The organism is Brevibacillus brevis, from assembly GCF_001039275.2.
In the GTDB taxonomy this organism is placed as follows: Bacteria; Bacillota; Bacilli; order Brevibacillales; family Brevibacillaceae; genus Brevibacillus; species Brevibacillus brevis_C.
In genome coordinates, this window is record NZ_CP030117.1 from 3,815,045 (window position 1) to 3,836,759 (window position 21,715).

Here is a 21,715-nt window from a genome sequence, read left to right on the forward strand (position 1 = left end):
CTCCCGTTATGTCCGATTGGCGGAACCTGTATTGCCCGGGTTTGCTCGTGGGTGAGCGGTGTCATATACATGCCGAAGTCGCTCTTTGGTCACATGGGTGTACACCTGTGTCGTCGAAACATTGACGTGTCCCAGTAATTCTTGCACGGTACGCAGATCAGCTCCGCCGTTCAACATATGGGTCGCAAACGTATGACGAAAGGTATGTGGTGAAACCCGCAATTGAAGAGCGTACGTATCTACGTATTTGTCTACAATCCGACGAACACTGCGGTCGGATAACGGTTCTCCCCGATAGTTAACCAGCAAATTGCCGTGTTCTACTTTTCCAGCCAACAGTTTTTCTCTTCCATATTCTAGGTATTGCCGAAGAACGTCGCAGGCATAACTACCAACCGGCACATACCGTTCTTTCGCTCCTTTTCCATAAACCAAGGCGACTCCCATGCTCGGATTCACATCATTCACAGATAAAGTGGTAAGCTCCGTAACACGCATGCCGCTTGCATACAACAGTTCAAAAATCAGCCGATCACGAATTCCCAATGGAGTGGTGGTATCAGGCAGATCGAAAAAAGCTTGAACTTCTTGCGGATATAAAAAGGAAGGAAGTTTCTTCTCCATTTTGGGAGTGGAGACTAATTGAAATGGATTCTGTTCCAGTTGACCTTCACGCAACAGAAATCGGTACAAGCTACGCAAACTGGATAGCTTGCGGGCAATACTTCGCCGGGAAAGCCCCCTGCCAGCCAATTGCGCGAGAAAGGAGCGACCATGCAAATAAGAAACAGCAGCAAATACGGTGATTTGGTGCTGTTCCATAAAGGAGACAAATTCGCTGATATCTGCCACATACTGCTTCACCGTATGAGGAGAGGCGTTTTTTTCAACTCGCAAATAGCGGGTAAACATCTCAATATCCGCAGAATTTTGTTGCGAAATGTCCATACGGGATGCACCCTCCTCGAAGCACCTATATAGTAACACAGACGAAAATCGGATATCAATGTTAATTGTGTCGTTCTTGTGTAAAATTCTGAATTGTATCTAGCGCCCGCTCAGCGAGCTTTTCATTTTTCAAACGCTTGTCTCGGATTCTTTCTGGCCATTCCGGTACCAACCCGAAATTTGCGTTCATTGGTTGGAAATGCTTTGGATCTGCCGTTGTAATATAACGAGCCATACTGCCCATAATTGTTTCTGGCGGAAGCTCGATCAATTCTTCCCCTTTTGCGAGTCGGGCTGCATTTATCCCTGCAAGCAAGCCAGATGCCGCTGACTCTACATATCCTTCTACTCCAGTCATTTGACCAGCAAAGAAAAGAGTTTCCCGATCTTTATACTGGTACGTAGGCTTCAGCAGTTTTGGCGAATTGATAAAGGTGTTGCGGTGCATCACACCATAACGGACGATTTCGCAGTTTTCCAACCCAGGAATAAGTGAAAAGACTCTTTTTTGATCCGGCCATTTCAAATGAGTCTGGAAACCTACGATGTTATACAACGTCGCAGCACTATTGTCCTGACGAAGCTGTACAACCGCGTAAGACTTTTTACCTGTCCGCGGATCAACTAGGCCTACTGGCTTCATGGGACCAAATGTCATGGTTTTGTGACCACGCTTTGCCAATACTTCAATCGGCATGCAGCCTTCGAAGAAGATTTCCTTTTCAAATTCCTTCAATGGAACTGTTTCCGCAGAGATCAGCGCATCATAGAAGCGATTGAACTCCTCTTCTGTCATCGGGCAGTTCAGGTAGGCTGCTTCACCTTTATCATATCTGGAAGCAACGAATACCTTGTTCATATCAATCGAGTCTTTCTCGATAATGGGCGCGGCTGCATCATAGAAGTATAGATATTCTTCACCCGTCAGCTCTTTTAACTTGGTAGACAAAGCGGGAGAAGTAAGTGGACCCGTCGCAATTACGACAATCCCATCAGGAATTTGGGTAATCTCATCCGAAATAACCTCCACCAATGGATGATTACGAACTGCATCCGTAACATGAGCCGCGAACTCGTGTCTGTCTACGGCAAGCGCGCCTCCAGCCGGAACCGCGCAACGATCTGCCGCATCGATGATGACAGAGTTCAGTCGACGCATTTCTTCTTTTAATACACCCACTGCATTTGTCAACGTGTTAGCACGCAATGAATTACTGCATACCAACTCTGCAAATTTATCGGTATGGTGTGCAGGCGTTTGTGTCTTCGGTCTCATTTCATACAGCTTTACTTTTACACCCGCCTGCGCGATTTGCCATGCTGCCTCACTACCAGCGAGACCAGCGCCCACTACTGTAATTGTTGGTTGTGACATGCTGTTAATCCTCCAAACTACAAAATCGAATCAAGCTGCTTAGGAGTCTGCTTCTTCTTGATAATCACACTTGGTGCAAACAATGCTAACTCCTTGCTTCTTGCGCTTTTTCTCTACGAGCATGCTGGAGCATTTGGGACAAGGTCTGGCAATCGGTTTGTCCCACGATACAAAATCGCACTCCGGATATTGATTGCATCCGTAAAAAATACGACTCTTCTTAGATTTACGTTCGATAATCTCTCCGGTTTCACACTGCGGACACTTTACGCCGATTTCTTTTACAATCGGCTTCGTATTACGGCAATCTGGGAATCCGGAACAGGCTAAAAACTTGCCGAATCGACCAAGCTTATATACCATCACACGGCCGCAAAGCTCGCATGATTCATCTGATTCTTCGACTTTCAGCTCTACTTCTTTCATTTCTTCTTCTGCAACAACAACACGCTTTGCAAAGTCTTGATAAAAATCGTCCAGCACCTGCACCCAATTGGTGGTTCCTGCTTCGACGTTATCCAAGCCCGATTCCATATGCGCTGTGAATTCTACGTTGAGGATCTCCGGGAAAAACTCCTCGACAAGCGTGATCACAATCTCGCCCAACTCAGTCGGGACAAATCGCTTCTCCTCTAACGCCACATAGCCCCGTTTTTGAATGGTTTCTAATGTAGGCGCATAGGTAGACGGACGTCCAATTCCCATCTCTTCCATCGTTTTAAGCATGCGGGCTTCGGAGAATCGAGGCGGTGGCTGTGTAAAGTGCTGACTCGGCTCGATTTCTTTTTGTTCAAGGATTTGGCCTTCTTCAATAGGTGGAAGGAAGCTTTCTTCTTCTGTGCCATCATCGTTTCCTTCAATATATACCTTCATAAATCCAGGGAACTTCACTTTTGATCCTGTTGCTCTGAAGGTAACTCCACCTGCGTCAATATCTACGCTCATCGTATCAAGAACAGCAGATGACATTTGACTGGCAAGGAAACGCTCCCAGATTAATCGATACAAGCGCAACTGATCTCTCGACAAGTATTCCTTGATTTCTTCTGGTGTACGCATCACACCTGTTGGACGAATCGCTTCGTGAGCATCTTGAGCATTTTCGTTTTTCGCCTGATTGCGTGGCTCAGATAACACATAGTCTGGACCATATTTCTCAAGTATGTATTCTTTTGCTTCATTCTGTGCAGTTACAGATAGGCGAGTAGAGTCTGTACGCATATAGGTAATCAAACCAACTGCGCCTTCTTTATTGCCAACGTCGATCCCCTCATAGAGCTCTTGAGCAATTCGCATGGTCTTAGAAGTGCGGAAATTCAGCTTACGCGCTGCCTCTTGTTGTAAAGAACTCGTTATAAAAGGAGGTGCAGGATTGCGCTTGCGCTCACGCTTGGTTACCTTTTGTACCACATATGGCTTGTTCTTCATTCGTTTTAATACCGCTGCTACATCATCTTCCGAATGGAGCTCCACCTTTTCATCGCCATAACCATAGAACTTCGCGTTAATTTCTTTACCGTCGCTGATCAATGTGCTCGCAATTGTCCAATACTCTTCCGGGATAAATTCCTGGATCTCCCGCTCGCGATCCATGATAAGCTTTACCGCAACCGATTGAACACGTCCAGCACTCAAGCCTTTCCGAACCTTTTTCCATAGAATTGGACTAATATTGTAGCCAACGAGCCTGTCGAGAATACGACGTGCCTGCTGAGCATTTACCAAGTCCATGTTTATGTGTCGTGGATGCTTGAACGCTTCTTTGATCGCATCTTTGGTAATCTCATTAAATACCACACGAAGCGGCTGATTCAAATCGAGCCCCAAGTATTGTGCCAAATGCCAAGCAATTGCCTCCCCTTCGCGATCCGGGTCGGCTGCGAGATATACTTTTTTTACTTTTTTAGCGGCATCTTTTAAGCCCTTCAATACATCGCCTTTGCCGCGAATGGTTATGTATTTGGGTTCAAAATTACGCGTGACGTCTACACCCATTTGGCTTTTCGGCAAATCGCGTACATGCCCAATAGACGCTTTCACGATATATTTACTACCCAGGTATTTTCCAATGGTTTTGGCCTTCGTAGGGGATTCTACGATTACTAGCGTATCAGCCATTTTTTTCCTCCCCTTTTAGTAAGGAATCTTCCCTATTATTAAATACCCTCATCCCGTTTGTCAAACACTTGTACGTCTAGACTTTGCCAAATATCTGGAAAAAATGCTAGCGACGAGCAAAATAACCTCCCGGAAGTGCTACGATGGCCCCTTTTGCTTCCAAACGAATGACCAGCTGATGTAGCATCCTGCGTTGGTCTTTTTCTAAGCTACTCATTAACTCATCCAGATGAATCCCGTCATATGTTACGGCTTCCACAATCGCTTTTTCTTCATTAGATAAGGGCATTACATCGTTTGCATTACTTTTTTCGAACTGCTGCTTCTGCTCAGCTTCTGGAAGATGATGTTTGATTTCCTCCCATATATCGCTACTGCACGTTACTAACTTTGCACCTTGTTTGATCAAGTTATGCGGTCCCGCACTCATCAATGAAAAAATCGGACCAGGAATCGCAAAAACTTCCTTGCCCTGCTCAAGTGCACAGTCTGCCGTTATCAAAGATCCGCTTTTTTCTGCTGCTTCCACCACTAATACACCGCTAGAAAGTCCACTTATGATACGATTTCGCTCTGGAAATAATCCAGAAACAGGTGGAATATGAGGAGGATATTCGCTGAGAAGTAGGCCAAAAGATTCAATTTCACGATAAAGTTCTCGATGCCGAGTAGGATAAACGTGATTCATTCCGCAACCGAGCACACCAATGGTCTTACCGCCTGCTTTCAAGGTAGCTTGGTGAGCTTCCGCATCAATTCCATACGCTACCCCCGAGACGATGACAAGACCTGCTTGCACCAGCTCTCGGACAAAAAAGCTACAGCTCGCTCTTCCATATGGTGTCGGTTTGCGCGAACCAACGACGCCAATGGACAACTTTTCTAATAATGTGTGATCGCCACGATAAAACAACGTCCATGGAGAATCGGGGATATTGCGGAGTGATACAGGATAAGCATCGTCAAAAGGACATAAGAAGCGCGTTCCCTCTTCTTCACGCTTTTCCAATAGTGCCATAGCCGTAGCTTCATTGCTTTGCTTGTCAACCTGACCAGTTATCAAGGAAGTCAATCTGAGCCCATGTGCCAGTTCATGCCAATTTTCAATGGCAACCTGAAAAGAACCTGTGATTTCAAAAATTTCACGGATTTTCTTTCTTCCCAAACCCGATATCATCGTTAACACATACAGCCAGTCTCTCTCGTCGAGCTTCGCCTTTCCCATTCCGAAATCCTCCTTCATCCCGATCAGACTTGTCATAACGGACGGCTTTGAAAGCTATTCTATCGAAAGAAAGAGGCTGGTTCAAAAATAAAAAAGTGGACAAGCCTGAGCCTGCCCACTTCTGTCTTATTTGCTTACTTGCCCATTACTTTCTCGAGCATACCGCGCTCTTTCAGCAATTCAACAAGTGTTTCACCGATGACTGCAGGTGTTTTCGCTACGCGAATACCGCATTCTTCGAGCTTTGCGATTTTCTCAGCTGCTGTACCTTTACCGCCAGAGATGATCGCACCAGCGTGGCCCATACGTTTTCCTTCAGGAGCAGTTTGTCCCCCGATGAAACCTACAACTGGTTTTTTCATGTTAGCAGCGATCCACTCTGCTGCTTCTTCTTCCGCAGTACCACCGATTTCACCCAGCATGATAACTGCTTCTGTGTCTGGATCTTCGTTGAACATTTTCAGTACATCGATGAACTCCATACCTTTTACTGGGTCTCCACCGATACCTACAGCCGTGGATTGACCCAGGCCGCGAGTAGAAGTTTGGTGAACTGCTTCATAAGTCAAGGTACCGGAGCGGGATACGATACCCACTTTACCTGGAACGTGGATGTAACCAGGCATGATACCGATTTTGCACTCACCTGGAGTAATTACGCCAGGGCAGTTAGGACCTACCAGAAGGGTTTTCTTGCCTTCCATGTAGCGCTTAACTTTTACCATGTCCAGAACTGGGATACCTTCTGTGATGCAGATTACCAGATCCAGTTCAGCGTCAACTGCTTCCATGATGGCATCAGCAGCGAAAGGAGGAGCAACGTAGATAACGGATGCTGTTGCACCAGTTGCTTCAACCGCTTCTTTTACTGTGTTGAAAATTGGAATACCGTCAACTTCGGTTCCACCTTTACCAGGTGTTACACCGCCCACCATTTGTGTACCGTATTCAACGGCTCCGCGAGTGTGGAACAGACCAGTTGCACCCGTAATCCCTTGCGTAATTACTTTTGTATTTTTATTAACGAGAATACTCATCGCGTAATTTTCCCACCTTTTTTAACGTGTAGGAATTTATAAGCTAGTGCTTATAAATTTCCGGAGCGCATGAAAACTTTCCGAAGAGTCGCGGTCGCTCAAACTTGAGTTCGCCTCGATAGATGTTTTCTTAACGTATCTACTCGAAATATCTTACTTCACCAAGGATACGATTTTCTCAGCGCCATCCGCCATAGATTCTGCAGCTACGATGTTCAAACCGGACTCATTGAGGATTTTCTTACCCAAATCTACGTTTGTACCTTCGAGACGTACAACGAGAGGTTTGTCCAATTTGATTTGTTTTGCTGCATTCACTACGCCGTTTGCGATAACGTCGCATTTCATGATGCCGCCGAAGATGTTAACGAAAATACCTTTTACTTTTTCGTCACGGAGAATAATCTTAAACGCTTCCGTTACTTTCTCTTCAGTAGCTCCGCCACCAACGTCAAGGAAGTTAGCTGGGTCTCCACCGTAGAATTTCACGATGTCCATTGTTGCCATCGCCAGACCTGCACCGTTTACCATGCAACCGATGTTACCATCAAGTGCGATGTAGGACAGATCGAACTTGGAAGCTTCGATTTCTTTCTCATCTTCTTCATCCAGATCGCGCAGAGCTACGATGTCAGGGTGACGATAGAGAGCGTTACTGTCGAAGTTCAGTTTCGCATCCAGTGCCATTACTTCACCGTCGCCAGTTACAACCAGTGGGTTGATCTCAGCGATAGAAGCATCTTTATCAACAAAAGCTTGGTACAAGCTCATCATGAACTTGGCAGCCTTGTTAATCAATTCTTTTGGAATGTTGATTGCGTAAGCCAGGCGACGAGCTTGGAAGCCATTCAGACCTGTTACTGGATCAACTACTTCTTTGAAGATTTTTTCTGGAGTGTTTGCTGCTACTTCCTCGATGTCCATACCGCCCTCTTCGGAAGCCATCATTACAACGCTTCCAGTAGCACGGTCAACTACTACACCAACGTAGTATTCTTTCTTGATGTCGCAGCCTTGCTCGATCAGAAGGCGCTTAACTTCTTTACCTTCTGGTCCTGTTTGATGAGTAACGAGTACTTTGCCAAGAATTTCGCTGGCATATGTACGAACTTCATCAAGATTTTTTGCAACCTTTACACCGCCAGCCTTACCACGGCCACCAGCGTGAATTTGCGCTTTTACTACGTTTACTTGGGTGCCCAGTTCTTTCGCTGCTTCAACAGCTTCTTCCACTGTGAAAGCTACGCGTCCTTCAGGAACTTTTACACCGTACTGCTTAAGTATCTCTTTACCTTGATACTCATGAATGTTCATTCTCCATCCTCCTATGGCAGATAAAGATCGGCAGGCTTTTAGACCGGTTCAAAGACGTCTGTCTTTTTCCGGTCATAGCCTCCACTATCAGTGCAACGTAACTATTCTACGACAAAAACTGCAAAAGTGGTAGTAATATGTTCTTTTTATCGTGACCAGAAATGCGAAACTTCATGAGGAAATTCCTCATTTTCTTAGAGATTGAAACAATTTCCACTCATTTTCCGCGAGTTCATCGTGAATATACCAAGTTTGATCATACTTAAAGTAACGTTGATATAGTTCAATTCTCTGTTCTGTATCATTCACCAAAAAATGTAGTTCGTATTGTTTTGACCCCGGATCTTTCGGTGGAACATTTAAAGGATCTCCATTTTTTAGCAATCGGACGGATTGATGGGCAATTCCTTGCTCGATCGTCGTTTGGGTGACATCCAACTCTGAGTCTTGGATGTTCATTTCGCCATTTGCTATGATGCGAATCCGTGTAGATTTAAATAACTGGTCGATCCTGTCTTCCTTACGATTGCTTGGCGGCATCCATTCTGTTAAGCGCGAAAAGAGGCTACCCTCTACGTGAAAGAAAAACGTTTCTCTTCCAAAGGGAACAGCAATCAGTGTCGGTGTCAAAATGGCCACTTCGACCGGTTTGTCAGCAGAATTTATTCTCATCCGATAGTTTGGGTAGAGTGGATACTGCTTGCTGCGACTGTCCACCTCTGGTATTGCCGATCCCATTACTTTCCTGATGTATTCTGCTTCTGCTTCGTTCAATACGCGCGCCTGACCAAGGTCCTCTGCCGCTAAACGCACGCTCTGAATTTTTTGTGAGAGCACGCCTTTGCCAGTTAACTTGTTTATCCACTGATAAAAATAGCTGGCACCCGCTCCACGATACGTATGTCCTCCAAACTCACTTGCCGACTCCCCCACTGTTACGACAAGTGGGGCCTGCTGTGTTCGGTAGAGGACAAGTGTAAAGCGTACATCTTCTTGCTTTAAAGGCTCGGATGATATTTGTAAATCTTGTCCCTGACCGGACAGTTCTTGCAAAAACGAGCGCAACTCCAATAATACTTCCTGTCCATCCGTTGACATCACCGTTACTTTTTCAACCGCACCAAGCTCTGTCTCTATATGATCTTTCATGTCATCAGAAACCTTGCCTGACTGTGCACAGCCAGTGACGAACAAACTACTCACCATCATAACCAGTAGACACGTACGTAAAGACGATATCACGCAGTAACCCTCCTCGTGTATTCCTGTAAGATAACGCTACAGAAGTCCCAATCGACGGCTGATCTCACTGCCAAGCTTTCGTTTCACGTAAATTTCACCAATTTGGTGAGGATCTTTCACTACAACGGAGCGATTGTTCGTACGAATCACCACATACTTTTCACTATTTTTGTCCAAACCACAAATCAAATCAGATGAGGCTTCTACAAAGATAGATACCACTGTTTTCCCATCTATTTTTTTCAACGAAATTTTTGGGAATGGGGTCACAAACGGTGTCGTCTTATCTTGGATATATTGCGTAATAGCAAGAATGTATTTGTCCGGGTCTCCGTACTGTTCGATCTCATGGTCAATCCCGCACACTGTCCCCTCATCTGTAATACCTAAAAATAAATTCCCGTTGTTTGAATTCGCAAACGCCACAATAGACTTAATAATTCCCGTCTTCGAATACAGAAAGTCGCGTTTGAATTCAATCATGTCGTTCTCACCAAGTTTTGTTGCTGTTACGGGATCATCGATTCGGCCTAAATAGCGAAAGCGACTGATGGCTCCTAAGCGATAGACGTATTCTTCAAATATATCAGCAGGCAGGGAAAGGTCTTCTATGCTTGCATCTGTGTTTTGCCACAATTTATATGTTTGAGGAGCAAAGCACATGTCAAACAATACATTTCCACCGAGCGAGCGTATGTTCATACCGATGGAAGCAGGCATGATCTTCCCCGGCTGATAAGGGGCATCTGTTTCCACTTCCAATACTCCTGAATGAATTAAATAATCGAAATAATGACGCGGTAATTGTGCATGATGCTTTAATAACTGACGTTCTGGCTTGGGTCGTCTGATTTCTTGATAAAAATCAAAACGCACAGATTGTTCTTCCAGTTGGCTTACCATCGCAATCAATGAACAAATATGGCGCATGTTTCCCCTCGTTTTATGTTAGAGTAGGTGTCATTGTTTGGTCATATTTTAACGCAACCTTTTAAGAATTGACTAGTTTTTTCGTTATTTTTGTGATTGATAGTGATGTAAGATTGTTTGCAATTTAAACGAAAGTCCCATTTCTCCGCTAATTTTCAGCTTCCCCGTTACAAAAGCAACGGTGGGATTCAAGCGTCCCTCTACGAGCTTAATAAAATCTTTGTCAGACAACTCCAGCTTGCAGCCTGCTTCCCTTGTCACACCCAGCTTGTAGTCCGCTTGATTATCGGCAAAAACAATCTCGTAGGTGCCCCCTTCTTCTCCACTTAGGACAAAATGATAAACCGCATGTAATCCAGCGATCCCTTGTGGTTGGGCGTTTATTCTATCTGATAAATCCTGAAGGGTTTTTTGTACTTGCATGCTCACTTCTCCTTGCATTCTATGTATCAGAACCGCTTTCGGTAAAAAAAGAAAGCCGGGTGTTTACCGGCTTACTTCACACGGACAGCTGTGCCTGTGGCAATAACCATCATCATACCTTCTCGCAATGTTTCGAAGTCGAGATCAACCCCAATTACTGCATTTGCACCTAATACCCGTGCTTTTTCTTTCATTTCACGCAAGGCCAGTTCACGACCTTCTGAGAGCTTGCTCTCATACGAGCCACTTCTGCCTCCGATGATGTCTGTAATCCCTGCAAGAAAGTCACGGACTACGTTTGCACCCATGATTACCTCTCCACTGACGATATCCAGATACTCCTCCACTTCTTTTCCTTGGATCATGCTGGTAGTAGTTACAATCATGTCATTGCCTCCCATATTGATCTATTCACAATATGTATTACGTACCATAAAATAATCGGTTGCAAAGAAAGATCTGAGCCTGTCCAAAAGTGTATGCGCATTGCTGGCAAACTATACTTTTCCTATCCCACCGTGGAAGTAAGGTTTTTGGATAATTTGGCAGCAGAGGAGCCTAAACTTGCTTCAGCGATTAATTCCCGCCAAGATCTGGCGAAGAAGTCTGGTGTTTGGTACCCGTTCACATGACCAACAGCTGCAGATACGAAGATATCCAGAACGTTTGTTGGACGTGTAATGAGCGCAATGTATTCCTGAATCTGTTCATCGGAAATCGTAGAGATCAAAACAAACTCGTCCCCTGCATAACGACATAAATAATCCCCCTGTTCTTCAGCCAAAGAAGAGAGAACCGAAGAATAGGTGCGAATGACATCATCCCCGAATGGATGTCCATGCAGCTTATTAATTCGGCCAAAGTCGTTCAAATCGATAAAAAGCAAATGGAAAGGTTTTCGCTCCTTTAAAAAGTTTTCCCCAATAAATTGGATGTATGGAGCGCGATACAAACCCGATAATGGGTCTCGATATTCTGCTATTTTCATCTCTACGATTTCTTTTGTGATGAATCCGATCAGTTGATCCTCTTGTTTGACCAAAGCAAGCCCATTTTGTTCTTGATGAAGCGCGTGATAGGCCTCCCAAACATTGTGATTGGCTGACAGATAGAACGGCTGACTACTCATGGCGTCGGCAACGATTCGGTTTGGATGAGCTGACAAAACATCTCTCGTCGTTACCATTCCCAGTACCTCTCCGTGATCCATGACAACTAACGAATCAACTTGAGATTCGTTCATTCGCTCCGCCGCATAAGAGACACTTTTGTCAGAGGTGATGGTACAAATCGTCGTCGTCATGATGTCGGAGATGTTCATAAGAGATCCACCTCTCGTTGAACAGACAATGCTATTTTCAACTCAGATCGCAGAACCATGGAGTCGCTAATCATACGCTCTGCCTCTTCCAGAATGATTTTCATCAACAATTTTTCATCAATCATTTGCAAAAGGGTATTTCTTAACAAAACCGCCTCAATCTTCGGATGATCCATTTTCAGCAAAGTAAACTGTTCTGGTGAAAGAGCATCCGCCATTCTCCTTACAGCCTCAGGACCAATTGGTGCTTTCCGTCCGATGATCAACAGATCCTGCATCGGAGGGACTTCAAACTCGGATATTTTTAAGGAAAGCGTTGCCTTCCGTGAATATACGTTGTTATCACTAGCCATAAAAATTCCTCCAATTCTGCATTGCCCTCTTATTCGTCCGGCAAACTGCCTGGTTTACCAAACAAGTATCCCTGGCCGATTGCAACGCCCAATAAAGAAGCACAAGCAAAATCCTCTTCTTCTTCAACTCCTTCGAGAATGAGTTGAGGTGCATCTTTGCAAAAATCAACAAACAGCTTTATAGTCTTTTGCTTTTCTAATGAACTCGAGAGCTCTTGCGAAAAAAAGCGATCAATCTTGATGTAATCAGGCGAAATATCTTCAATTTTACTGAATATGTTTGCGCCATCTCCGACATCATCCAACGCAATTAGGAACCCCAACTTTTTCAATTCAGCTATGCGCCGTGTAAAAATGGGTTCGCTCCAGCATTCTCCTTCCATAATCGATTCGTTGATCTCCAATACGATTTGGTTTAAAAAGGGACGGAAGGAACGAGCGATCTTTTGAATGAAGCCAGGGAATGTGTCTTCTATTATGGTAGAAGGAAAAATATTCACAAATATAAGCTCGTTTTTGTGTTCAATCGACGAATGAAAAAAAGTCAAGAGCGCATAATGCAGGGAATGGGTGTCAAGCTCTGGCAGCATTTTGTTTTCCTTCGCCAAAGAAAACAAAGTCTCTGGATGGATCCCCGCTTTACTGCGAAGTAATACCTCATACCCTATCCTACTTTTCTCAGGAAGTTGACATATTGGCTGAAATGCGTGGTAGTACTCTTTTTTCTTAAATAATTCTGCAATGCTCTCCATCAATTTTCCTTTCCCTTTCCTAGCAAGTATGAACACAAAGAAAAAGCTTCTTCTATGCGCGAGATATTCTGCGCCATGGAAGTGCTGGGAAATGTACCTACATGCACGAGCAAAAGAAATTTACTCTCTCTGGATATTTCTAGCCTTAACTCCAACTAGGTAATAAAGATTACAAATATCCGCAGACATTTCGACAATATATGTCTTTGTCCCTACTTATTCGCCAACATCTTGCATATTCCTTTCCAGATCATACTAATTGTTTCAAATTAATTAGGAACATTGTACGTATAATGGCTATTTTCTATCGTTATATTTTCGCTAAATGATAGATGTATCAAGTAATTCCACAACTTGTAAACGAACTGAATCACATGAAATAAATGATAATAAATTTTTTACTGCCTGTTTCGTCGTTAGCAGCTATCAAGCTTTTTTCATATGGTATGGAAAATCGGTATCGACTTCATCCAAAGAGAGGAAGGATGGCCGTGGTCAAGACCTCAACGTATACACTACATGTGCAGGAAGGCCACTTGTTCACGATTACGCTAGCGGCAAATCCCTCTACTGGCTATCAGTGGGACTTGTCTAATCCTGTGGATGCTCGCTTTTTAGCGTTGCATGCGAATCATTTTGTTCCACCACCATCGCCAGATCGCATTGGGCAAGAGGGGCATCAGGTGATGTCCTTTCAGGCTTTGCGGCGAGGAATGACGTCGATTTCTGTGAAGTATTGTCGGCCTTGGGATAGTGGGGATTGCGGAGAGTTTGTGTTTTATGTTGTTGCGATTGTATAGGGTTCTTAGTTAAAAAGTACCTACTGTTACTTACTCGGTCGTGAAGCGCTTAGTCTGCATGATCTGCATACTGATTCAAACTGCAACATATTGATATCCATCCAGTTGTATATGGTATAATTTGGATGAGGTGAGAAATATGGGTATCATAATTTTTACTGCGTTATACCTTAACCCGATTCTGGCTATTTTGTTCTTTGTTAACTTTACATTTATTATGAAGAAAATTGTCAACAATAAGGATTATAGGCGGAATGCTGTCTTTGGATCATTCTTGATCGTATGGATCTTTTTTTCTTATGGATTGCTCATTATGGCAAGATAGATTTTTTACTGTTGGGAGAATTCGATATCTGTTCCATTTGCTTCTGGGAGGATGGTTCCTTTCCATTTATGGACCCAGATTCAGATGGAGGCGCAAACAACTTATTACTGCAAGAGGCCCAAAGAAACTTTATTCGTTTGGGAGCCTGCGGATCTTGGTAAACCTTTTGTTAGAAAGCCTACATACGATGACGGAAAAGATAAAAAGTGGATGCCACTGACTTGAGATTAATGTAATGGTGAGAGTGATAATTACTGCACTACTCTGTTTTCTTAACCAATTGTTGAGGATTTCTCCTTTCCACAAATTCGGACACTTTGGAGCTGAAAATATTGTTCAAACGCTATACAAATAAATACGCTCGATGGATTCGGATTCTGTCACTTGTTATTACTATAGTTGGTTTTATCGTCGGGTTATATATTTGGTTCGACGATCTTAATGATAATTTTCTTCATTTTCTAACAAGTGTGTTTTACTCTATCATTCCTTCTATATTCTTGCTTGGATTTGCTGAAGTAATTGAAATCTTGTACCGTATTCATTTACGATTAGAATTCACTGCTGAGGATACGAGTTTGTTTGATGAAACTAATGAGTCTGAATGAGGTTAACATTCACATCTATTGCGCATAAAAAATGAAAATAATCGTTTCTTCCTCATGGTATCTATGTTCTGTCTTTCCACACTAGCAAGGATGTTAAATGTTCATATCTTTGAAGTAGTGGCACTGAGACGTTTACATTTATCTGTTTTTGGTATATCTAGCACAGTTTAAAAAAGTAGCCCTCGATCCAAGGCTCTGTAGCGAATCGCTTCTGCTACATGTGCAGCATCTACTCGGGAAGCGCCATCTAAATCTGCAATCGTTCTCGCCACTTTCACAATTCTATCGTAGGCTCTTGCACTCAAACCTAATGTCTCGAAGGCAAGCTGTAGCATCTCTTGTCCTTCCTTATCCAGCTGAGCAAAATGTCGCAGTTCTTCGCCATTCATCACACTGTTAAAAGGACATCCGGGACGGTAGTGGTATCTTTCGCATTGAACAGCCCTCGCTTGTTCTACTCGTTGTTGAATGTCTTTTGAGGACTCCTCTGCTTTTCTGTTATGAAGAAGTTGAACTGGCACTCTCGGCACCTCGATGTGCAGATCGATGCGGTCTAGCAGGGGACCTGAGAGCTTTGAGCGGTATTTGTAGATTTGTTGGGGAGAGCATGAGCAGGTTTGCTTCTCTCGAGTACCGAAGAATCCGCAAGGACAAGGTTGAAGATAATACCCTTGGAATATCATTTAAAAAGGAAACACCGTACTCCCCTTTTATGGACATCGAAGATGATAGTCCTGGTGGCCGTCTTAGAGCAGCACGTACAGCAAAGCAGATGTACTTGATCGATCTTGCCGCTGCAACAGGTTTGTGTACAAGAACAATTGGATTAGCAGAAGCTAATAAATTGAAAGTTTCCCCTCCTAGCTTAAGACGACTTTCCAATGTACTTGGCGTCTCAGTTGCTTTTCTTGGTTGTTTTGAGAAACTGCCAGAATCAACTTTAGGGGAGCGTATTATTAAAGCGCGATTGTACTTTGGGTACACAAAGAGAGAATTTGCTGCGCTTTTAGGAATAAGTGAACGTACTCTATACGAATGGGAACATGATCGCAAGATTCCACCCCCGACGCCCTTAAATGACCTATCGAAGTATTTGGATATATTAATGAAGGAATAGAATAAAGCGGCCCTTCTGAAAATTAAAGGGCCGCTTTATTTTTGTAAATAAATTTTTTAACCTATCTGAACTAGATAGGTACTAAACGAAGAACCGACTTAGTAAAATTGACTCCTCACGGAACAAAAGTTGAAATCGTAGTCAAATAAAGAATTTGTATCGTGTACCCGCAGATTCCTGATACGAATCACAGTAAAAAACCCGTCTCCTCAAAACATGTACGGGTTAGCTATTTCTTGAATGCATTCTGGCATGTCTTTTTTTGGACTTCCAACCATTGTTGATACGGGGTGTACTCTAAATGAATAAATCATGCAGGACGATAGTCTCTACTGCCAATTATTTACATATAGGTGTTTTTTCTGTAAAATATAGGAAGATTGATGTTTCTTTTGTTATTGTTAAGGAGGAGTAGGTTTAATATGGGGCAAGGCAAGACAGTTCAACGATCGTTACGTTCAGAAGTTGAGCATCACCTAAAAGAGCGTGGTTACACACTGACTAAACTTGGCGAGATAACAGGTATTAATCAGGGAGTACTGAGCGATATTTTTAATCGAACTCCTTCTCGGGCTATGACGATTGGTCATCTGGATGCACTTGCTATAGCTTTTAATCAAGCCCCTGGATGGCTGTATGAGCTGTATGTAACGGAATGTATCGTCGAGGGAAGAGTGTCTCGTTCACGAGTTGTTCCCTATCTGGTTCGATGTGCAGAAATAGGCAGGCAGGATTGTATCCAGTTAATTGTCCCTATACTTTTGGATAATCAGAAAAACTTGTCCATTCTGTTTTCCGTGGCTGAGAAGCTTTTTACAAATGGGAAACGACAGGAGTCAATCCCGTTTTATCAACTTGTTATTGAATCGGAAAAAGACAGCCATGGTGATCGTTTTGTAATGTCTCAGTATAGGCTTTTCCGTGCAGTGCAAGGGGGAGCTGATTCGGAGAAAAAGTGGAAGGCTGTCGTCCGTTTTCACCCTTATCGAAAAAGGTTGCCTGAAAATTATCAATTAGATGCGTTACTACAGCTAGCAAATGTGTGCTTTACGCTCCATAACTGGAAGGAGGTAGAGCGATATGCAGATGAACTCAGAGAGTTAGCAACCGTAATCTATAATGAAGAAGTACAAAGATGGGAAATTGATGGAGTGAAGGGAATACTTGAAACAGAGCGCCATCTTGTCGTGTATTATGGACAGGGCTTCTTACTAAAGGGACTCTCATTACAATTACAAGAGAAGTATGAAGAAGCCATTTCTTATGTACAAGCGTATGCTGAGCTGGGCTGGTTTGAATTCCGTGATGATCTGGCTGAAATGGAAATTGAAAAGTTTCGTGGATGGGCGAAAGCGAATAATTACACGCTGAATTTATTAATGGGGCGTACAGAGTTACTTTCTGAGTATGTTAATCATCTTGCTAATAACCCACCTGAAATTTTAGCGGGTATGTTTACCATTATGGAGACAGCCAATCGATTCGGACTATCTGTAGATGACATTGTGGAGCGTTTTTCTAAGGAAATTGCTTGCTTTCAAGATTATAAAGACCCTTTTAGTCTTACCCGTCATCTTCATTTTCGGTATCATTTGGCGATATATCAGCTCGATAAGGGGCGAGTTGCAGAAGGTATTACAGAAACACTACGCTGCCTTGCGTTAGCGAGTAGGATGATGGAGCAAGAAAAGTTCCAATGCTGTGTCGCTATGTTCTGGAAATATAGACATAGTGCTTCTGACCAGCAGATAGATGAATTCCAAAACATTTTGGAAGGGAGAATTAAGTAATGCGGAGTATGATACTTTTACTTACTGTTTTGTTCGGACTTTCTCACGGAATAGTTGTACCAGAACATCAGGAGGTGCTTAGGAGTCATCACGTTATAACTACGTATACCCACGGTGCAGGAGGTTAAGTAGTAGTAAAACACCCTTTCGGGTGTTTTTTTTTATCATTCAAAATTTTTCAGAGGTCGCTTTGCTGAATGTTGGTTTATAGTAATAAATGTACATAAATTAATGTACAAAAATGTAAAAAAAGGAGGTGAATCCCATAGGAGCTATTGCATATGAAAAGGGCGTTCCTTCCCATTACCAGGTTAAAGGAACGCCCGCAGGAGGAGCAGTTAAAGCTCCTATAAGTAAATGTACCACGCTACTCTTAGATCGGGAAGGAGGAACTTATCAGGAAATAGATCATTTAAAGAACATTGTGGAACAATTGCGGGAACAACTTGTGCAATTGTTTTTAGAAAAGAATGATTTGTTGGATGATGAAGTCGTGGAATTAAGTCAGCAATTGGATCAATACATTCTAGCAATTCAATCAAAAATGATGCTAAAAAAAACAAAATGTTAATTTTTTGTTAACTGTTTGGGTTACGTATTTATAAATGGATAAATATGGTATATATTCAATTTAAAGTAAAATTCCTGAATTGAGGTGCATTTTATGAAAAAGGTATTAGCTATAGCCACAGTTTTGTCTCTATTAACTGTCAACCCTACCTTTGCTTTTGACAAACAAAACACCACAGAAGAAACGCAAGAAGAAAATTTCACTTCATTATCAACTGTAGAACGTGTTTCAGCTCTGGAGAAATTGGATTTTGCTGAACATATAACTCAAGATCAAATTGATAGTTTATCAGATGCTGCTATCTATGAATTAAGTAAAGAAGAGGGCGAGATTGTTAGTATTCAGGAGGTTTATAGAAACCTTGATGAAGAGGATACTGGCGAATTTAGTCTACGAACATTAGACAAAGACGATTTTAAAATGAGTGTTGTTGCTAAAAGAATTAATGAAAAGCGTGGCAAGGATAATTTTAAGTTTGTAGCCACTGGTGAATGGCTGACTGACCCTTTTTATGAATTTACTGATGCAATTGCACTTGCTTGGTCAGATGATTTCACGTTATACGAAGATGACTGCTATATCATGAGAACATATGGACTTGATCGTGATGACGTTGCATTAAACGATGTTGACCCAGAAAAGGGAATTGCCTATGATGTAGATATTGACTCAATGAAAAACGACTACGAAATTGTACTGACCGCAAAAGTTTATAAAAATGATGATGATGGCTCAGCAAATGTTGTTGGAGAATATGGACATGTTCAAATTCATGCGAGTGGTATTGAAATTGGCTTCTCTGGAAGTTCAAATCCTTCAGTTAACATGAACGTATCTTATGCTGCTGATATTGAAATGGCTTCTCCAGATTACGACAGCTTTGACTACTAAAATTAGGATGATCTTCTATGCTTAAAAAAATTCTGTACGGTATTCTTGTCTACGTCATTGGTCACATTGTGGTAGTTGCTTCTGTTTCAATTTATAACAATGACACGGATCAGGACTCCTTTTTAAGAGCTATAGTTGCATCAATTCTTTACTTAGCAGCAATAATTTGTGTTACGAGCAATCGTAATACATAAACAAAGCCCTCCCCGGAATATTGGTCTTACCCCTGTCAAGTAGACATTTTGAAACAAGCCCTCGTTTATGTGTTCATTGAAAATTAAGTTTTAGACAAAGCCTAATACATGAAACAGCGGCGACTTAAGACCTGATAATATAGTCTTAAGCTCACCGCTGTTTTTATTGAACTATCGAACCCGTTAGCGGAACAAAAAAGGTTTGAGTCTCTTTGTCCGGCTGCTTTCGACCAGCTGTCCCGATGGTCGGATTCACATCGGCAAGTTACTAATCTCCGTACGTCAGCACACACAGCCCCCCTCCCGATGCTGCCATCAGCGGACGCAAGCTGCCATCTCCCAGCAAATTTTCGGCTTCCGGTAGCGGTGCATGTCCGTTTCCGTCAACACGTTGATCGTCCATCCGTCAAACAACCGACGCATATCTGCTTCGTCAAAAAAACGTTTCCGCCGCCCCTCATGCTCGTAATAACGGGGTTCCAATTCGATGCCCTGGCCGGCACCGTAATGAACATCGCGCGTGGAATTCAAGCGGGCTAGCAGCAATCCGCCAGTGCCGACAACTCGCGCGATTTCGCTAACGATAGAAATAGTATCGTCCCAGTGAAAATAATGCAGGGACAAATCCGCGACAACCGCCCTCGCACTACCATCCGGAAACGGCAATCCTCCTGTCATATCGAATAGGTTTGTTTCAGCGCCTGGCACATATTTGCGTATAATCGCCAACGACTCAGAGGAGAAGTCGCAGGCGATGACTCGATAACCTCGTTCCGTTAAAAACAAAGAGTCGCTGCCATATCCGCAGCCAAGATCAATGACCGGTCCATCTTGGGCCGATGCTAGCATCGGCTCGTATTTTTCCAGCCAAAAATCCACTTGCGGCTTGCCGAGATTCACATCGGCAAACACCTCGTTCCAATGTTCAGCTTCTGAACGTTTCGTCATGGTTAGAACCTCACTTTCTGTGGAGAAGAGCGTAATAATTAGATGCTTGCTATCATTTTGACAAAAGGAACTCTTCTTTCTTTCTTTCTTGATCGCACATACCTGCCTCGTTAGCGTAATGGCTCAAGTTAGTCTAAAGCATTATTTTCTTAATCTACAATTACATTTTCAAAGTCTATTACATTATTTTCAGTGAATACTAGGCAATTTGAGCTCGGTAAAGAACCGGGCTCAAATTGTTTAGCCGGACTTGAATACGCTCGTAATTATAGAAGTGTATGTATCGTTGTATTGCCTTCTTCACCTCGTCTTCCTTAGTAAAAACATTTAAATACAAACATTCTGTTTTGAGGTGGCTGAAAAAGCTTTCGATACAAGCATTATCCAGGCAATTTCCTTTTCTCGACATACTAACAGTAATGTTAGATGCTTTTAGGAATTCGTTATATTTCCTAGATGTGTATTGGTACCCTTGATCACTGTGTAAAATGACGCCATTCGCCTCTTTTATTTTTAGAGCTGCCTTTACGGTATCCATAACGAGCGTAAGGTCGTTCCGTTTGCTGATCTTATAGGCGATGACCTCGTTGTTGAAGAGATCGTAAATAACCGACAGATACAGGCGTCGTCCGTTAAAAATCACGAATGTAATATCTGTAGCCCATTTCTCCCGAGGATGTGAAGCTGTAAAATCGCGGTTTAATTTGTTGTCGGAAACGACCACCTGCTCTCTACGGCCAAAAAACTTCCGTTTCCTGCGAATACGCGATTGAATCCCCATCTCCTTCATCAGTCGATACACTCGCTTGTGATTGATTTGGATGCCATGTGATTGTCGGAGCCAAGCTTTTATTCGTGGATATCCATAGATACCCTTGGATTTTTGGTAGCCATCCATAATCAACGACTTTATCTGCTGTTCTTCCTTTTGTTTAGGTGTAAGATGTTCTTGGCATCGTAGCCACTTGTAATAACCACTTTTCGAAACATGAGCGATCTTGCAAAGGAGAGAAACAGGATACCGTTTTGCCATCTCTGCAATGATCTGAAATTCTACCGTTTTCTCCTTTGGCTTCTTTCCCCCTTTCTGGCTTCTAAGAGCTTTTTTAGAAATTCTATTTCTGCCTCAAGTCGTTGTATTTTTTCTCCTGGGGGTAGCAGCTTTTCAAAAGTATCATCTGTTTTTCGCGGCCTTCCCCTTCTATCTTCAAGTCCTTTTAACCCATTGTCCCGGTATTTCCTGACCCATCTTCGGAACATCCTCAAATCAAGCCCATGTGCTTCTTTAATCTCGTTATATGTAGCCCCTTGTTCAAATTTTTCTACTACATGGTGTTTGAATTCAAGGGAGTAGCTCTTTTTTATTTGGCCCATAAAAATTCCCCTCCAAGTTAAACAGTAAAGGGCTTTCTAATTACTGTCTACTTAAAGGG

23 protein-coding genes and 1 pseudogene are annotated in these 21,715 nt (G+C 42.9%); 6 read left to right on the forward strand and 18 right to left on the reverse strand.

Features of this window, described 5'->3' with window-relative positions; genetic code table 11:
* Nucleotides 1-6: 6 nt before the first annotated feature.
* The 13 genes from xerC to AB432_RS18160 all read right to left on the reverse strand — a co-directional run bounded on the left by xerC (nucleotide 7) and on the right by AB432_RS18160 (nucleotide 13,038).
* The gene (gene xerC, locus AB432_RS18100) at nucleotides 7-948 is read right to left on the reverse strand and encodes a tyrosine recombinase XerC (RefSeq protein WP_047067930.1); all 942 of its coding nucleotides are present in this window, start codon (nucleotides 946-948) and stop codon (nucleotides 7-9) included.
* A gap of 61 nt (nucleotides 949-1,009) precedes the next feature.
* Entirely contained in the window at nucleotides 1,010-2,323 is a 1,314-nt protein-coding gene (gene trmFO, locus AB432_RS18105; protein ID WP_048033463.1) for an FADH(2)-oxidizing methylenetetrahydrofolate--tRNA-(uracil(54)-C(5))-methyltransferase TrmFO, read from the reverse strand.
* Between the two features lie 39 nt (nucleotides 2,324-2,362).
* The gene (topA, locus tag AB432_RS18110; protein ID WP_048033464.1) at nucleotides 2,363-4,441 is read right to left on the reverse strand and encodes a type I DNA topoisomerase; all 2,079 of its coding nucleotides are present in this window, start codon (nucleotides 4,439-4,441) and stop codon (nucleotides 2,363-2,365) included.
* A 106-nt stretch (nucleotides 4,442-4,547) separates the two neighbouring features.
* The gene (gene dprA, locus AB432_RS18115; protein WP_048033465.1) at nucleotides 4,548-5,666 is read right to left on the reverse strand and encodes a DNA-processing protein DprA; all 1,119 of its coding nucleotides are present in this window, start codon (nucleotides 5,664-5,666) and stop codon (nucleotides 4,548-4,550) included.
* A gap of 134 nt (nucleotides 5,667-5,800) precedes the next feature.
* On the reverse strand, nucleotides 5,801-6,703 hold the full coding sequence (gene sucD, locus AB432_RS18120) for a succinate--CoA ligase subunit alpha (protein ID WP_015891769.1): 903 nt from the start codon (nucleotides 6,701-6,703) through the stop codon (nucleotides 5,801-5,803).
* A gap of 153 nt (nucleotides 6,704-6,856) precedes the next feature.
* Complete coding sequence (gene sucC / locus AB432_RS18125) at nucleotides 6,857-8,017, reverse strand: ADP-forming succinate--CoA ligase subunit beta (protein WP_016743310.1); 1,161 nt, start codon at nucleotides 8,015-8,017, stop codon at nucleotides 6,857-6,859.
* Nucleotides 8,018-8,203: 186 nt separating this feature from the next.
* On the reverse strand, nucleotides 8,204-9,259 hold the full coding sequence (locus AB432_RS18130; protein WP_048033466.1) for a hypothetical protein: 1,056 nt from the start codon (nucleotides 9,257-9,259) through the stop codon (nucleotides 8,204-8,206).
* Nucleotides 9,260-9,295: 36 nt separating this feature from the next.
* Nucleotides 9,296-10,189: an AlbA family DNA-binding domain-containing protein gene (locus AB432_RS18135; RefSeq protein ID WP_048033467.1), complete on the reverse strand. Its 894-nt coding sequence runs from the start codon at nucleotides 10,187-10,189 to the stop codon at nucleotides 9,296-9,298.
* Nucleotides 10,190-10,273: 84 nt separating this feature from the next.
* Complete coding sequence (locus tag AB432_RS18140) at nucleotides 10,274-10,612, reverse strand: SCP2 sterol-binding domain-containing protein (protein WP_048033468.1); 339 nt, start codon at nucleotides 10,610-10,612, stop codon at nucleotides 10,274-10,276.
* A 71-nt stretch (nucleotides 10,613-10,683) separates the two neighbouring features.
* A complete protein-coding gene (locus tag AB432_RS18145) occupies nucleotides 10,684-10,998 on the reverse strand; it encodes a YbjQ family protein (protein WP_048033469.1) in 315 nt (104 codons plus the stop codon).
* 122 nt (nucleotides 10,999-11,120) lie between these two features.
* Nucleotides 11,121-11,933 (reverse strand): CBS domain-containing protein, encoded by an 813-nt coding sequence (locus AB432_RS18150; protein WP_048033470.1) that lies wholly within the window; start codon nucleotides 11,931-11,933, stop codon nucleotides 11,121-11,123.
* A complete protein-coding gene (locus tag AB432_RS18155) occupies nucleotides 11,930-12,286 on the reverse strand; it encodes a hypothetical protein (protein WP_048033471.1) in 357 nt (118 codons plus the stop codon). Before AB432_RS18155 ends, AB432_RS18150 begins: the two co-directional genes overlap by 4 nt.
* 29 nt (nucleotides 12,287-12,315) lie before the next feature.
* Nucleotides 12,316-13,038: an EAL domain-containing protein gene (locus AB432_RS18160; RefSeq protein WP_048033472.1), complete on the reverse strand. Its 723-nt coding sequence runs from the start codon at nucleotides 13,036-13,038 to the stop codon at nucleotides 12,316-12,318.
* 485 nt (nucleotides 13,039-13,523) lie between these two features.
* Here AB432_RS18160 and AB432_RS18165 point away from each other — a divergent pair, with 485 nt between their 5' ends.
* Together AB432_RS18165 and AB432_RS31540 are read left to right on the forward strand one after the other, a co-directional pair.
* Complete coding sequence (locus AB432_RS18165; RefSeq protein ID WP_235617493.1) at nucleotides 13,524-13,838, forward strand: protease inhibitor I42 family protein; 315 nt, start codon at nucleotides 13,524-13,526, stop codon at nucleotides 13,836-13,838.
* A 393-nt stretch (nucleotides 13,839-14,231) separates the two neighbouring features.
* The gene (locus AB432_RS31540) at nucleotides 14,232-14,324 is read left to right on the forward strand and encodes a CPCC family cysteine-rich protein (RefSeq protein ID WP_419178488.1); all 93 of its coding nucleotides are present in this window, start codon (nucleotides 14,232-14,234) and stop codon (nucleotides 14,322-14,324) included.
* Nucleotides 14,325-14,938: 614 nt separating this feature from the next.
* Here the strand turns inward: AB432_RS31540 and AB432_RS18185 are convergent.
* On the reverse strand, nucleotides 14,939-15,292 hold the full coding sequence (locus AB432_RS18185) for a magnesium chelatase subunit ChlI family protein (RefSeq protein WP_048033475.1): 354 nt from the start codon (nucleotides 15,290-15,292) through the stop codon (nucleotides 14,939-14,941).
* A gap of 3 nt (nucleotides 15,293-15,295) precedes the next feature.
* Nucleotides 15,296-15,454: pseudogene (locus tag AB432_RS31110) on the reverse strand (ATP-binding protein); the annotation flags it as partial.
* A 29-nt stretch (nucleotides 15,455-15,483) separates the two neighbouring features.
* Between AB432_RS31110 and AB432_RS18190 the strand changes: the two are divergent.
* From AB432_RS18190 to AB432_RS18205, 4 genes are all read left to right on the forward strand, one after another.
* Nucleotides 15,484-15,888 (forward strand): helix-turn-helix transcriptional regulator, encoded by a 405-nt coding sequence (locus AB432_RS18190; RefSeq protein WP_235617494.1) that lies wholly within the window; start codon nucleotides 15,484-15,486, stop codon nucleotides 15,886-15,888.
* Between the two features lie 422 nt (nucleotides 15,889-16,310).
* Nucleotides 16,311-17,678, forward strand: a complete 1,368-nt coding sequence (locus AB432_RS18195; protein WP_048033476.1) for a helix-turn-helix domain-containing protein — start codon at nucleotides 16,311-16,313, stop codon at nucleotides 17,676-17,678.
* Between the two features lie 256 nt (nucleotides 17,679-17,934).
* Complete coding sequence (locus tag AB432_RS18200; RefSeq protein WP_048033477.1) at nucleotides 17,935-18,249, forward strand: aspartyl-phosphate phosphatase Spo0E family protein; 315 nt, start codon at nucleotides 17,935-17,937, stop codon at nucleotides 18,247-18,249.
* Between the two features lie 93 nt (nucleotides 18,250-18,342).
* The gene (locus AB432_RS18205) at nucleotides 18,343-19,140 is read left to right on the forward strand and encodes a hypothetical protein (protein ID WP_048033478.1); all 798 of its coding nucleotides are present in this window, start codon (nucleotides 18,343-18,345) and stop codon (nucleotides 19,138-19,140) included.
* A 509-nt stretch (nucleotides 19,141-19,649) separates the two neighbouring features.
* On the opposite strand, the gene AB432_RS18210 is transcribed toward AB432_RS18205, so the two are convergent.
* From AB432_RS18210 to AB432_RS18220, 3 genes are all read right to left on the reverse strand, one after another.
* Nucleotides 19,650-20,282, reverse strand: coding sequence for a class I SAM-dependent methyltransferase (locus AB432_RS18210; RefSeq protein ID WP_048033479.1), 633 nt, complete (start codon nucleotides 20,280-20,282; stop codon nucleotides 19,650-19,652).
* A 199-nt stretch (nucleotides 20,283-20,481) separates the two neighbouring features.
* On the reverse strand, nucleotides 20,482-21,396 hold the full coding sequence (locus tag AB432_RS18215; protein ID WP_113732279.1) for an IS3 family transposase: 915 nt from the start codon (nucleotides 21,394-21,396) through the stop codon (nucleotides 20,482-20,484).
* Complete coding sequence (locus AB432_RS18220; RefSeq protein ID WP_048033481.1) at nucleotides 21,336-21,656, reverse strand: helix-turn-helix domain-containing protein; 321 nt, start codon at nucleotides 21,654-21,656, stop codon at nucleotides 21,336-21,338. Before AB432_RS18220 ends, AB432_RS18215 begins: the two co-directional genes overlap by 61 nt.
* Nucleotides 21,657-21,715: the final 59 nt, after the last annotated feature.